Raw genomic sequence first — 13,902 nt, forward strand, 5'->3', positions numbered from 1 at the left:
CGGGGCCCCTTCCGAGGAGGCTCCGGGCCCGTTGGCGTCCATGGGCCGGCTCCTCGGGGTGTGCCGCATACTCTGGTCTCAGGGCAACGGAGCGCTGGAGGCCGATCGTGGCGGAGAAGAACGCACTGCTCAGCATGTGGCACGAGCTCGACGTGCCGGACGGGCTGCACGTGGAGCTGCTGGACGGAGAACTCGTGATGCAGGCGAACCCGGGGCACTTGCACGATTTCCCCGGCCGTACCTTCGTCCGTCACACGCCGGAGCCTTTCGAGGCGTGGTCCGAGCGGGGACTGCTGGTGGCCGACGATTACCGGCCACGCGCCGATGCTGTCGTCCTCCGGAGCGAGGACCGGCCCGCTGACGACGCGGAGCCCGACTGGCCCGTGCAGATCGTGCTCGCCGTCGTGGAGACCGTCTCCACGACACGGACCGCCATCAAGCGGGATTACGAGGACAAACGGGAGCGATACGCGGCCGTCGGAGTGCCGATCTATGTGATTGTCGACCCCAACGACGCCACATGGCACGTGTTGGAGCTGGACGGCCGTTGCTACGTGGAGACCGGGAAGGGCATCTTCGGCCAGCCGCTGGCACTGCCGGAGCCGCTGGGCTTCAGCGTGCCGACCACCGGATGGCATCCGTACCCGAGCCGTTGAGCCCCGCCCGCAGGCGGGGCTCAGTCCATGGCCGCGAGTCCTACTTCGTCTCCTCCAGCCTCGGGAAGAGCGCCGCGCCCTTGGTGACCGTCGTGCCGGCGGGGAGCTTGCCCCACTCGGCGGCCTCCGGGGTGCGCTGGTCCGGGAGGGCGCCCAGGGCCGGTTCGGCACCGAGGGTTTCCCAGAGCTTGGCGCTGGACTCGGGCATCACCGGATTGAGCAGCACGGCGCAGGCGCGGAGTGCCTCGGCGGCTGTGTAGAGGATCGTGGCGAGGCGGGCCTGGGCCTCGGCCGAGGCGTCCTTGGCGACCTTCCACGGCGCCTGCTCGGTGAGGTAGCCGTTGACCTGCTTGATGAAGTCGAAGATCGCGGCGATGCCGCCCGCGAAGTCGAGCTGCTCACCGATCCGCTCGTCCGCCTCGCGCACCGCCTTGGCCAGGCCGTCCGCGATGGCCTGCTCGGCATCGCCGTGCGCCAGGGCCTCGGGCAGGGCGCCGTCGAAGTACTTGCCGACCATGGCGGCCACCCGCGAGGCCAGGTTGCCGTAGTCGTTGGCGAGCTCACTGGTGTAGCGGGCCGAGAAGTCCTCCCAGGAGAAGGAGCCGTCCTGGCCGAAGGCGATGGCACGCAGGAAGTACCAGCGGTAGGCGTCCACACCGAAGTGGTCCGTCAGCTCGTGCGGCGAGATGCCCGTCAGGTTGGACTTGGACATCTTCTCGCCGCCGACCATCAGCCAGCCGTTGGCCACCACCCGCTTGGGCAGCGGCAGCCCGTTGGCCATCAGCATCGCGGGCCAGATCACCGCATGGAAGCGGAGGATGTCCTTCCCGACCAGGTGCACATCCGCCGGGAAGGTCGAGCCGAACTTCTCCGGGTCGGAGCCGTAGCCGACAGCGGTGGCGTAGTTGAGCAGCGCGTCGACCCATACGTAGATGACGTGCTTGTCGTCCCACGGGATCTTGATGCCCCAGTCGAAGGTGGAGCGGGAGATCGACAGATCCTCCAGGCCCTGCCGGACGAACTGCATGACCTCGTTGCGCGCCGACTCGGGCTGAATGAACTCCGGGTGCGCCTCGTAGTGCGCCAGCAGCTTCTCGCCGTAGGCGGAGAGCTTGAAGAAGTAGTTCTCCTCCTGGAGCATCTCCACGGGCTTCTTGTGGATGGGACACAGCTTCTGTCCCGCGTACTCTCCTTCTCCGTCGAGGAGTTCGCCGTAGGTCTTGTACTCCTCGCAGGGCACGCAGTACGGGCCCTCGTAGCCGCCCTGGTAGATCTCACCGCGGTCGTACAGGTCCTGGACGAACTCCTGGACGCGGTCGGTGTGCCGCTTCTCCGTGGTGCGGATGAAGTCGTCGTTCGCGATCTGCAGATGCTTCCAGAGGGGTTTCCACGACTCCTCGACGAGCTTGTCGCACCACTCGCCCGGACTGACCCCGTTGGCCTCGGCGGTGCGCATGATCTTCTGACCGTGCTCGTCCGTGCCGGTGAGGTACCACACCTTCTCGCCGCGCTGACGGTGCCAGCGGGTGAGCACGTCGCCTGCGACGGTCGTATAGGCGTGGCCCAGGTGGGGAGCGTCGTTCACGTAGTAAATGGGGGTCGAGACGTAGTACGCCTCGGTGCCCGCCTGCTCTGATCCAGTGGCCGCCATACCCGAATCCTATCGGCCGTGTGCCATCCCTTTTCCCGTCGGCTTTTCCGCCGGTTCCTCCGTCGGTGTCTCCACCCTCCCGGCCACGGAGCGTCAAGGTGCCGAGCGATCGGTCACTCCTGGTGGGGGCCGTCGCAGCCGAAGAACAACGGTCATCGTTCGGCTACATGCGTGCACTCAGACGGCGACGAACGCTCAATTACCGGCGCGACGCGGGCACGATGCGGCCTGGGCAAAGCGTTGGCCCCTTGACGGGGACGCTGGCTGCGGCAATGCCGCCCCGCCGACGGGGGGCGACGCACGGTGATGTGCCGGGTGCGTCGTGTGCAATGTGGCGGTCGAGCGACGACAGTGACGGCGAAGGAGGTGGCGGCGTGCAGTCCGAGGGGCCCAACCCCGGTACGTGTTGCCGCTGCGATCTGCCGGTGCGGCACCGCGCCCTGATCGCGATCATCGAGACGGGCTCCGGGCCCGGCGGCAGCGCGTACGCCTGCCTGCCCTGCGCCCGTGACTATGCGAAGACCTCGCTCGCCCCGGAGTGGATCGGCGAGACGATCGCCCACGCGGAGGCCATGCGGGTGGCGTTCGACGACGAGGAGTGGGCGGCCACGGGCCCGCGCGAGGGCTCCCCCAGCCTCCGGCCGGGAGGTACCCCCAGGCCGTAGCGCCCCTCCTTCGGACTGCTCAGGCTTCGCGGGTGATCGCGTATTCACCCGGGGTTCACCCTGAGGTCGCTCCTTCGCGCACCCGTGCGCCTAGCGTCACGGCGGCGTACGGCGTACAAGCGCAGACCGCGCCATCGCGCACACCGCGCATACCGCGCACGGACCGGAGGAACGACGATGCGAAAGCCGCTGCCGCTGCTCACTTCGCACCCCACGGGAAGATCAGCGATGACCTGCCGCTACCGCTGCGGCGACGCCTGCTTCCACGAGGTGCCCAACACCAGCTCCAACGAGTACGCAGGCGACGTCATCGCCCGGGCCCTCTCGCGCCGGTCGGTGCTGCGCGCCGGTGCTGTCGTCGGTGTCGCCGCCACGGCCGTGGGCACCGGGGTCACCGGTCCCGGCTCCGGGACCGCGTCGGCCGCCGTACCGGTGGCCAAGGGCGACAAGGCGGGCGGCCGGGCGGCCAAGGGCCTGCGGTTCGAGCCGGTCGCGCCGAACACCGCGGACAAGGTCACCGTCCCCGAGGGGTACGGGCAGAACATCGTCATCCGCTGGGGCGAGCCCATCCTGCGCGGGGCGCCGGACTTCGACCCCGAGCGGCAGACCGCCAAGGCGCAGGCGGGACAGTTCGGCTACAACAACGACTTCCTCACGCTGCTGCCGCTGTCCTCGAAGCAGCGCAGCCAAGGCGCCGACCAGCTCATGGTGGCCAACCACGAGTACACGGACGAGGTGCTGATGTTCGCCGGGTACGACCCGGAGAAGCCCACCCGCGAGCAGGTCGAGATCGCCTGGGCGGCGCACGGCCTGTCCATCGTCGCCGTGGCCGGCCAGGAGCGTACGGGCGCGCTGCGTGCCGTACCCCGCCACCCGCTCAACCGGCGGATCACCGCCACCACACCGTTCGAGGTCACCGGGCCGGCCGCGGGCGGCGCGCTGCTGCGTACCACGGCCGACCCGCGCGGGCGCCGGGTGCTGGGCACGCTCAACAACTGCTCGGGCGGCACCACCCCCTGGGGCACGGTGCTCTCCGGCGAGGAGAACTTCAACCAGTACTTCGCCAACGCGGAGAAGGTGACCGACCCCGAGCGCGCCGCAGCGCTCAAGCGGTACGGCGTGGTGGGCGGGGCCAGCGAGCGGCGCTGGGAGGAGTTCGATCCGCGGTTCGACCTCACCAAGGAGCCGAACGAGGTGCACCGCTTCGGCTGGGTGATCGAGCTGGACCCGTACGACCCCGACTCCACGCCCCGCAAGCACACCGCGCTCGGCCGCTTCAAGCACGAGGCGGCCCAGCCGCGGCTGTCCCCGGACGGGCACGCGGTCGTCTACATGGGCGACGACGAGCGCTTCGACTACTTCTACAAGTTCGTCTCCAAGAAGACGATGCGCCGCGGGACCAGCGCCGAGGACCGCCGCCACAACATGTCCCTGCTGGACGAGGGCACCCTCTACGTCGCCAAGCTGACCGGCGACAGCCCGGCCGAGGAGATCGACGGCAAGGGCACGCTGCCCGAGGACGGCGAGTTCGACGGCACCGGCCGGTGGCTCCCGCTGGCCAGCGGCGACAAGTCGTTCGTCGAGGGCATGACGGCCGAGGAGGTGTACGTCTTCACACGGCTGGCCGCCGACAAGGCGGGCGCCACCAAGATGGACCGCCCCGAGGACATCGAGGCCAGCCCGCGCACCGGCCGGGTGTATGTGGCGCTGACCAACAACACCGACCGCGGCAAGGACGGCAAGCCGGGGCCCGACGAGGCCAACCCGCGCAGCGCCAACAAGCACGGGCAGGTGCTGGAGCTCGCCGAGCGCGGCAACAACCCCACCTCCCGGACCTTCTCCTGGCGGCTCTTCCTGGTCTGCGGCGACCCGGAGGACCCGGGCACCTACTTCGGCGGCTTCCCCAAGGACCAGGTCAGCCCGATCTCCTGCCCGGACAACGTCACCTTCGACGCGTTCGGCAACCTGTGGCTGTCCACGGACGGCAACGAGCTGGGCTCGCACGACGGGCTGTTCGGCGTGGCCACGGCGGGGCCGCGGCGCGGTGAGGTGAGGCAGTTCCTGACCGTCCCGACGGGCGCCGAGACCTGCGGCCCGCTGGTGCAGGACCGCCGGGTGCTGGTCTGTGTGCAGCACCCCGGGGAGGTGGACGGCGCCTCGGTCGAGAAGCCCGCCTCCACCTGGCCGGACGGACCGGGCACCCATGTCCGCCCCGCGGTGGTGGCCGTCTGGCCGAAGGACGGCTCCGAAGTCGGACGGTGAGCCGATTAGGGGTGCCCCTGGGGGTGCGGGCGGGCTGCCGGTCGGTTGTGGCTGGTGGGGGCACCTCCCGGCCGGAGGCTGGGGGAGCAGTTCCCCGCGCCCCTTCGGGGCGCCACCCCCCTTGGGGGCGCGGTGGCGGCGCCCGCACGTGCATGCGAGGGTAAAAGACGGCAAGGAGTGCAAAGGGGAGAAAAGACTCGAACCATTGCGGGTGCAGCCATGGAGCGAACCAGGATTCTGATCGTCGGCGGCGGCTTCGCCGGGGTCGAGTGTGCGCGCGGACTGGAGCGTGGTCTGCGGCCCGAAGAGGCGGAGATCAGCCTCGTCACCCCCGCCAGCTACGAGCTCTACCTCCCCCTGCTCCCCCAGGTCGCGGCCGGGGTGCTCACCCCGCAGTCGGTCGCGCCGCCGCTGCGCAGGCTGCTGCGCAGGACCTCCATCGTCCCCGGCATGGTGATCGGGATCGATCCGCACGGGAAGATGTGCGTGGTCCGGCTCATCAGCGGCGAGACCGTCAACCAGCGCTACGACCGGCTGATCGTCACCCCCGGCAGCGTCACCCGCAGCCTCGACATCCCCGGACTCGACGAGCAGGCGCGCGGCATGAAGACGCTCGCCGAGGCCGCCTATATCCGCGACCATGTGATCGCCCAGCTCGATCTGGCGGCGGCCAGCACCAACGCGCAGGAGCAGAAGGAGCGGTTGCAGTTCGTCGTGGTCGGCGGCGGCTATGCGGGCACCGAGACCGTCGCCTGCCTCCAGCGGCTCACCAACTCCGCCGCAAAGCGCTATCCGCGGCTCGATCCCGACCTGATCAAATGGCATCTGCTGGACATCGCGCCCAAGCTGATGCCGGAGCTCGGCACGAAGCTGGGGCGGCGTGCCCAGCAGATCCTGCGTGAGCGCGGCACCGATGTCTCGCTGGGGGTCTCCGTGGCCAAGGCCGAGGAGCGGCGGATCACCCTGACCGACAACCGGGTGCTGCCCTCCCGCACCCTGATTTGGACGGCAGGTGTCGCCGCCAGCCCGCTGATCGGCACCCTGGACGCGGAGACGATCAAGGGGCGGCTGGTCGTCAACGCCGACTTCACGGTGCCGGGCCATCCGGGCGTGTACGCGCTGGGCGACGCGGCAGCCGTACCCGATCTGACGAAGGTCGGCGGCGCGGTGTGCCCGCCCACCGCCCAGCACGCCAGCCGCCAGGGCAAGCACATGGCCCGCAATCTGATCGCCGCGCTGCGGGGCGAGCCCATGACGCCCTACCGGCACAAGGACCTCGGTCTGGTGGTGGACCTCGGCGGCACGGACGCGGTGGCCCGTCCGCTCGGGTACGAGTTCTCCGGGTTCCGCGCGCAGGTCATCGCGCGCGGCTACCACCTGATGGCGCTCCCCACCTTCACCGCGAAGGCCCGCACGGTGGCGAACTGGAACCTCAACGCGCTGACCGGTGACGACTTCCTGCGCACCGGCTTCCTCTCCCGCCGCCCCGCCACCCTCCAGGACATGGAGGCCACCGACGCCTACCTCACCCAGGAACGAGCCCGGGAGCTGACGCCATGAGGTGGTTCTTCCGTACCGTGGTCGGCGCCGTCATCCGGGAGATCGTCCGTGCGTTCTCCCGTGGTGGCCGCTGAAGCTTGACTTGAAGCGAGGTTGAAGTCGGAGGGTGGAGCTCTCGCAGCCAGCGAGAGCCCCGAGCCGGAAGGCACCACCATGCATGCCGTCGTCCTGCATACGTTCGGCCCCGCCGAGAACCTCCGCCACGAGACGCTGCCCGACCCCGAACCCGGCCCGGGACAGGTCCGGATCGCCGTCCGCGCCGCCGGGGTCCATGCCGTCGAGACCGTCCTGCGGGCCGGGGTGACCGAGGGCCTCGTACCGCCGCTGCCCGAGCTGCCCGCCGTGTTCGGCGGCGAGGTCTCCGGCACCGTCGACGCGGTCGGCCCTGACGTCGACCCGGGCTGGCTGGGCCGCGACGTGGTGACCGCGAGCGGCACCCCCGGCGGCTACGCGGAGCTGGCCGTCGCGGACGTCACCGAGCTGCTGGAGCGCCCGTCAGGGCTCAGCCACGAGTCCGCCGTCGCGGCGGTGGTGACGGGCGGGACGACGGTCGGCGTGCTCGCCCAGGCGGAGTTGGGTCCGCAGGACGTGGTGCTGATCAACTCCGCCGCGGGCGGCATGGGGCGGCTCCTGGTGCAGCACTTCCACGCGCTGGGCGCGGTGGTGATCGGCGCCGCCGGCGGCCCCGCGAAGGCGGCGGCCGTCCGCGAACTGGGTGCCGACCTGGCCGTCGACTACAACCGGCCCGACTGGCAGCGGACGGTTGCCGACTGGCTGGCCGGTCCGGGTGGGGGCGGCACCCTCACCGCCGTACTGGACGGGGTCGGCGGCGAAAAGGCCCGCACCGCCTTCGGGCTGCTCGGCGCGGGCGGCCGCTTCGTGACGTACGGCGCCATCTCCGGCACGGAGTTCACCCCCTCCCTCGACGAGCTCGCCGCCCGCGATCTCACTCACGTCGACGCCCTCGGCGCACTGCTCGCCCACCCCGAGCACGCCTCCGCCTACCGTGCCGAAGCCCTCGCCCGTACCGCCGCCGGTGTCTTCTCCCACACCACCCACCCCTTCCCCCTCTCCGACGCCGCCCAGGCGCACAAAGCCCTCGAACAGCGGGAGACAACGGGGAAGGTCGTCCTGATCCCGTAGCGCCGTAGGCCGTCGGGAGGCCGTCGCCGCGGGGGGCCACGCTCGCGCCGGAGCAGCCGCAGGACGACGTCCGGGTGCTGCTCGATCCGGCGGCCATCCGTTCTGCGGCTTTCTGCAATGAGTGTCCTGGAATGAGCGGTTCCGGAATGCCCGCCCTTGTTCCGGAATGAGTTGGTGGCCGCGTGGGGGCACGCATTCGGTGGGGGAATCCGGGCACAGTTGGGGGAGACCGAGGAACGGCGAGAAGTCTGAGGAGCCCCCATGCCCACGGTGCCGGTGGTGCGCAGCCTGCGCAGAGTGGTGCGGCCACGCGCGTCGCGTCCGGGGGTGGACCTGTCGCATCCGGCGCGCTCGCCGCTGGGCACCTCCGTGGTGAGCTGTGTCGCCTACGACCGCGAGGGCACGCGGCTGATGGCGGAGTGCGGTATCGCGGACGCGCTGGCCTGCGTACGCAAGGGCGGGAGCAGCCGCGAAGGGGGCGGCTTCGTCTGGATCGGTCTGCACGAGCCGACGGAGGCCGAGTTCGAGGGCATCACCGAGCTGTTCGGGCTGCACCCGCTCGCCGTGGAGAACGCCCTGGAGCCGCACCAGCGCCCGAAGGCCGAGTGGTTCGGCGGCGACATGATGTACGCCGTCTTCAAAACGGTCACCTACGTGGAGCACGAGAAGCTGACCGCCACCAGCGAGGTGGTGGACACCGGCGAGATCATCGTCTTCACCGGCGCCGACTTCGTGATCACCGTACGGCACGGCCGGCACGGCTCCCTCGGCCCGCTGCGCGAGGCGCTGGAGGCCGAGCCGGAGCGGCTGGCACAGGGCCCGGCGGCCGTGCTGCACGCGATCGCCGACCACGTCGTGGACGACTATCTGCTGGTTGCGGACGAGGTGCAGACCGACATCGACGATCTGGAGAGCGACGTCTTCGCCTCCGAGAGCCCGTTCGGGGGGAGCAGCAGCGGTGGGCTGTCCGGCACCGGCCGTATCTACCAGCTCAAACGCGAGCTGCTCGAACTCAAGCGCGCCACCCTGCCGTTGGCCCGGCCGCTGGAGTTGCTCTCCGACCGGCCCAACCGCCTCATCGACCCCGAGATACGCAAGTACTTCCGGGACGTCGCCGACCACTTGGCCCGCGTCACCGAGCAGATCGCCTCCTTCGAGGCGCTCCTCGACTCGATCCTCCAGGCCCATCTGGCGCAGGTCTCCACCGCCCAGAACGAGGGCATGCGCAAGATCAGCGCCTGGGTCGCCATCGTCGCGGTCCCGACGATGGTGTGCGGCATCTACGGGATGAACTTCGACCACATGCCCGAGCTGCACTGGCCGGTCGGCTATCCGCTGACCCTCCTCGTCATCACCGTCACCTGCGTGTCCATGTACCGCGCGTTCCGGAGAAACGGCTGGTTGTGAGCTTGCGCCGGTGAGGGGGTGCCCCTTGCCGGCCGTCGGCAGGCTGCGGGTGCTCCCCCGAGCTCTTCGAGCAGGGAGGTGCCCCCATGGCTGGTCGCGCAGTTCCCCGCGCCCCTGACGGGGCGCTCCCCCTGCTGTGCTTGGGCAGTCTGCTCCCGCGGACTCCGTCCGGGAGGTGCCCCCGCAGCCGCCCATGCGGGGTTCGGTAATCCCGAACCCCGATTCCGGGTGCACGCTCCATCGCGGGCTGACCTGCGGCTCCGTAGCGTCGTGGGCATGGTGAACGCGGAGAATGAACGGCACGGAGCCGCGCTGGTCATGGCGGGGGTCACCCGGCGCTACGGGCGCCGCAGGGGCGGCGTGGACGCGCTGCGCGGCGTCGACGTGGAGCTGGCACGGGGCAGCTTCACGGCGGTGATGGGGCCCTCGGGCTCTGGCAAGAGCACCCTCTTGCAGTGCGCTGTCGGCCTCGACCGGCCGACCCGGGGCAGCGTGCGGATCGCGGGGCAGGAGCTGACCCGGATGGGCCGCCGCGCCCTCACCCGGCTGCGCCGGGAGCGGATCGGCTTCGTCTTCCAGTCCTTCAACCTGCTGCCCGCGCTGACCGCGGAGCAGAACGTGGGGCTCCCGCTGCGGCTGGCGGGCACCGGCACCCGCCGCGCCCGCACCGCGGCCCGGGAGGCGCTGGCCCGCGTCGGTCTCGCCGACCGCGCCCACCGCCGTCCCGCTGAACTCTCCGGCGGCCAACAGCAGCGCGTCGCCCTCGCGCGGGCGCTCGTCACCGAACCGGAGGTCGTCTGCGCCGACGAACCGACCGGGGCGCTCGACCCGACGACCGCGGAGGAAGTGCTGGCGCTGCTGCGGCAGTCGGTGGACGAGCTGGGCACCACGGTCCTGATGGTCACGCACGACCCGGCGGCGGCTGCCCACGCCGACCGGGTGCTGTTCCTGGCGGACGGCCTCGTCGTGGACGAGTACACGGCCGTCGCCTGGAGGGGGGAGGCCGGGCCCGGAAGCGGCAGGGGGAGCGCTTCCGGGCCCGGCAGCGGGGGTGCGGGTCCCGCCGTCCTACGGGGGGACGGCGGGGCCGCGGCGCACATCGCCCGGCGGATGCGGACCCTCACCGGGCCCGGCAGCGGCGCCGCGCCGGAGGGCGACCGGGCGGAGGTGGCCGTATGACCACCGGACTCGCCCGGGCCTCCGTGCGGGCGCGGCCCAGCGCCTTCGCCGGGGTGTTCTCCGTGCTCGTGCTCTCCGCGACCGTCGTCACCGCCTCGGTCGCAATGCTGCGCATCGCCGCCGGGATCCCGGCGGGAGAGGCGCGGGAGGCGGTGAGCACCATGGGGGCGGGCTTCACCGTGGTGACCGTCTACCTGTCCGTCTTCGTCATCGCCCAGGTCATGGCGCTCACCGTGGCCGCGCGGGCGCGGGAGAACGCGGTGCTGCGCGCTGTGGGGGCGCTGCCGTGGCAGATCCGGCGTACGGTCGCCACCGAGGCACTGTGCACGGCGCTGCCCGCGCTGCCCGTCGGCTACGGACTCGGCTGCGTACTCGCATACGGGTGGCGGGACGGGATGGCCGCGCACGGGCTGTTGCCGCACGGCGTCCCCCTCTCCGTCGGCTGGCCGCCCGCACTCGCGGCGGCAGGCGTGCTGTTCGTCACCTCGCAGCTCGGCGGGCTGCTGGCCGCACACCGCGCCGCGTGGGCCCGCCCGATGGACGCGCTCGGCGACGCGGCGGGCGCCCGCCGCGGGGTCACGCTCACCGGCGTCGTCCGCGGCATCGGTGCCGTCCTCGCCCTGTTCGGCGCCGCGGTGCTGACGGCGATCACTGCCGCGGGGCCGCGCGAGGACGTGGGGGAGCATCTGCCGCTGGTGCTGCTCGCCTACCTGGTCGGGGTCGGGTTCGCGGGGCCCGCGATCGGGCGGGCGGCCGCCCGGCTGCTGGCCGTGCCGGTACGGCTGCTGACGCTGCCGCGTGCGCTGGGTGGCGGAGCCGCCGTCGAGCTGGCGTTCGCGCAGGCCCGGGCCACCTCCCGGCGGCTGTCGTCGGCCATCACGCCGGTCGCTCTGGTGGTGGCGTTCACGCTGGTCAAGCTGGCCGCGCTGGCTGCGGTCGCCGAACCGTCCTGGGTCGACCTGTTCGCGACGGTCCTCTACGCGACCTTCGCCGCCTTCGCCGCAGCCAACACCATGGTGCTGCTCAGCGCCGAACGCCGCCGCGAGGTCGCACTGTTGCGGGCGGTCGGCGCGGGCGCGGGGCAGGTGCTGCGGATGCTGGTGGCCGAGGCGCTGACCGTCACCTGCGCGGGCTTCGGCGCGGGCGTCGCCGTCGCCCTCGCGGTGACGCTGCCGCTGGGCGACGCCGCGGGGGCTTCGCTGTCCGCACTGCCGCTGACGACCTGGGCGGGCACAGGCGCGGGAGTGCTAGCCCTGGCCTTGGCCGCCACCTTGGCCCCCCTGCCGGGCCACTTGCGGCGGGCACCGGGGTGAGGAAGTGCCGCCCACAACCAGAATGGTGACCGTGACAGCAGCCCTTGACCTCCTCGGCCTCCCCGCAACCCGCAAGGCACGCCGAGCCCTTGTGTACGCCCTCGCAGGAGTGATCCCCGCCCTGCTGGGCGTACCGGCCCTGGCGCTGCTCGCAGTGGGCGCGGCCCTGTGTGTGACCCGCGCGGGGCTGCCGGTGCTCTCCCTCGTGCTGACGGCCGTCCGCGGGCTGACGGCCGTGCACCGGGTGCTGCTGCGCGGGCTGCTCGGCGAGGACGTACCGGCGCCGCCCCGGCCGGGCCCGCTGCGCGCGGCGAACGATGCCGCGTCCTGGAGGTGTGCGGCGTACGCCGTGATCAGCGCACCACTCGGCGTGCTCCTCTTCGCCGTTCAACTGCCCCTACGGCTCTACGGATTGGCCCTGCTGTCGTACCCGCTGTGGTTCCGGGCCGTGTGGCAGAACGGGCACCACGGTCTCGAACTCACCGGCACCGTCCCGCTCGACAGCTGGTCCCGGGCACTGGCCGTTGCCGCCGCCGGGCTGGTGCTGCTGGTGGTGGCCGGCTGGGCGGGGCGTCAACTGACCGCGCTGGTCCGGCTGCTGGCCCGTACGCTGCTCGCCCCGCCGCCCAGCGACGACCTGGCCGCGCGCGTACACGATCTGGAGGAGACCCGGGCCCTGGCCGTACGGGACTCCGCGGCCACCCTACGCCGTATCGAACGCGACCTGCACGACGGTGCGCAGGCCCGCCTGATCGCCCTCGCCATGGCGCTGACCCGCGCCAAGGAGGCGCTCCGCGCGTCCGAGCCGTCCCCGGCGAACGCCGCCAAGGCCCGCGATCTGGTGGAGCAGTCCCTCGGTACGGCCCGTACCGCGCTGGGCGAGCTGCGCGACCTCGTACGCGGCATCCATCCGCCCGTCCTCGACAAGGGCCTCGCACCCGCCCTCGCCTCCCTCCGCTCGGACATCGAGTCCCCGTCGCTGCGGGTGGAGCTGCGGTCCCGACTGCTGGCCGGGCCGCGCCCGCCCGAGGCGGTGGAGACCATCGCCTACTTCTGCGCGGCCGAGCTGCTGACCAACGCCGCCCGGCACGCGGACGCCAGCCGCATCGTGGTCACCGCCCACGTCGAACTCGAGCTCCCTCACCGCGTCCTGGTGCTGGTGGTCGAGGACGACGGCCGGGGCGGCGCTCCCCCCGTCCCGCCGGCACGGGGCAGCTCTTCCGGGCTGCGCGGCCTGTCCGAACGCGTCCGCACGGTGGACGGCACACTGTCCCTCGACAGCCCGCCCGGCGGCCCGACGAGAGCGACGGTCCGCCTGCCGTTCGCCGCAGCACAGGGGGAGACGACCAGGTGACGAGCCCGACAGGACCAGCGCCGAAGGAACAGGCACTCCGGCTGGTGATCGCCGAGGACGCGGTCGTCGTACGGGAGGGGCTGGTCGGGCTGCTCACCGACCGGGGCCTGGAGGTGGCCGCGGCGGTCGGCGACCCGGATGCGCTGCTGGCGGCCGTGGAGCGTACCCGCCCGGACGCCGTCGTGGCGGACATCCGGATGCCCCCCACGCACCGGGACGAGGGGCTGCGCGCGGCGGCCGAACTGCGCCGCCGTCACCCCCGATTGGGCATCCTGCTGTTTTCCCAGTACATCGAGACCAGCTACGCGCACACCCTTCTCGCCGACGGCCCGGCCGGTATCGGCTACCTCCTCAAGGACCGCGTACTGGACGTCGACGAGTTCGTTGAGGCGCTGCACCGGGTGGTGGCCGGTGGCACAGCGCTGGACCCGGACGTCATCTCCCGGCTGCTGCGGTCCCGCCCCACTCTCGCGGCACTCACCCCACGCGAGCACGAGACCCTCGCGCATATGGCCGCGGGGCTCACCAACGCGGCCATCGCCACCCGGATGGACATCTCCCAGCGGGCGGTGGAGAAGCACACGGCCACCATCTTCGACAAGCTGGAGATCCCGCGTACGACGGCCACCCACCGCCGCGTCCAGGCAGTGCTGCACTATCTGGAAGACCGCTACCAGGAAGGCCAGGAGGGCGACCCGCACTGACGGGCCGC

At 71.9% G+C, this 13,902-nt stretch carries 11 protein-coding genes; 10 read left to right on the forward strand and 1 reads right to left on the reverse strand.

Translation table 11 applies throughout. The features are described 5' to 3' along the window. Positions 1–107: 107 nt before the first annotated feature. Entirely contained in the window at positions 108–656 is a 549-nt protein-coding gene (locus ACTWP9_RS19605; protein ID WP_443247520.1) for a Uma2 family endonuclease, read from the forward strand. 40 nt (positions 657–696) lie between these two features. Here ACTWP9_RS19605 and metG read toward each other — a convergent pair whose 3' ends face one another. Beyond that, positions 697–2,307: a methionine--tRNA ligase gene (gene metG / locus ACTWP9_RS19610; protein WP_443247521.1), complete on the reverse strand. Its 1,611-nt coding sequence runs from the start codon at positions 2,305–2,307 to the stop codon at positions 697–699. 374 nt (positions 2,308–2,681) lie between these two features. On the opposite strand from metG, the gene ACTWP9_RS19615 reads away from it, so the two are divergent. From ACTWP9_RS19615 to ACTWP9_RS19655, 9 genes are all read left to right on the forward strand, one after another. Continuing rightward, positions 2,682–2,972: a hypothetical protein gene (locus ACTWP9_RS19615; RefSeq protein WP_443247522.1), complete on the forward strand. Its 291-nt coding sequence runs from the start codon at positions 2,682–2,684 to the stop codon at positions 2,970–2,972. Positions 2,973–3,149: 177 nt separating this feature from the next. After that, positions 3,150–5,234, forward strand: coding sequence for a PhoX family protein (locus ACTWP9_RS19620; RefSeq protein ID WP_443247523.1), 2,085 nt, complete (start codon positions 3,150–3,152; stop codon positions 5,232–5,234). 219 nt (positions 5,235–5,453) lie between these two features. Next, positions 5,454–6,794: an NAD(P)/FAD-dependent oxidoreductase gene (locus ACTWP9_RS19625; RefSeq protein WP_443247524.1), complete on the forward strand. Its 1,341-nt coding sequence runs from the start codon at positions 5,454–5,456 to the stop codon at positions 6,792–6,794. Positions 6,795–6,947: 153 nt separating this feature from the next. After that, entirely contained in the window at positions 6,948–7,937 is a 990-nt protein-coding gene (locus tag ACTWP9_RS19630) for a zinc-binding dehydrogenase (RefSeq protein ID WP_443247525.1), read from the forward strand. Positions 7,938–8,198: 261 nt separating this feature from the next. Beyond that, positions 8,199–9,344, forward strand: a complete 1,146-nt coding sequence (locus tag ACTWP9_RS19635; protein ID WP_443247526.1) for a magnesium and cobalt transport protein CorA — start codon at positions 8,199–8,201, stop codon at positions 9,342–9,344. 276 nt (positions 9,345–9,620) lie between these two features. Next, a complete protein-coding gene (locus ACTWP9_RS19640; RefSeq protein WP_443247527.1) occupies positions 9,621–10,523 on the forward strand; it encodes an ABC transporter ATP-binding protein in 903 nt (300 codons plus the stop codon). Beyond that, positions 10,520–11,836: an FtsX-like permease family protein gene (locus ACTWP9_RS19645; RefSeq protein WP_443247528.1), complete on the forward strand. Its 1,317-nt coding sequence runs from the start codon at positions 10,520–10,522 to the stop codon at positions 11,834–11,836. Before ACTWP9_RS19640 ends, ACTWP9_RS19645 begins: the two co-directional genes overlap by 4 nt. A gap of 31 nt (positions 11,837–11,867) precedes the next feature. Beyond that, positions 11,868–13,190 (forward strand): sensor histidine kinase, encoded by a 1,323-nt coding sequence (locus ACTWP9_RS19650; protein ID WP_443247529.1) that lies wholly within the window; start codon positions 11,868–11,870, stop codon positions 13,188–13,190. After that, a complete protein-coding gene (locus ACTWP9_RS19655) occupies positions 13,187–13,894 on the forward strand; it encodes a response regulator transcription factor (protein WP_443247530.1) in 708 nt (235 codons plus the stop codon). Before ACTWP9_RS19650 ends, ACTWP9_RS19655 begins: the two co-directional genes overlap by 4 nt. Positions 13,895–13,902 lie beyond the last annotated feature (8 nt).

The organism is Streptomyces sp. 3N207, from assembly GCF_052246355.1.
Classification (GTDB): domain Bacteria; phylum Actinomycetota; class Actinomycetes; order Streptomycetales; family Streptomycetaceae; genus Streptomyces.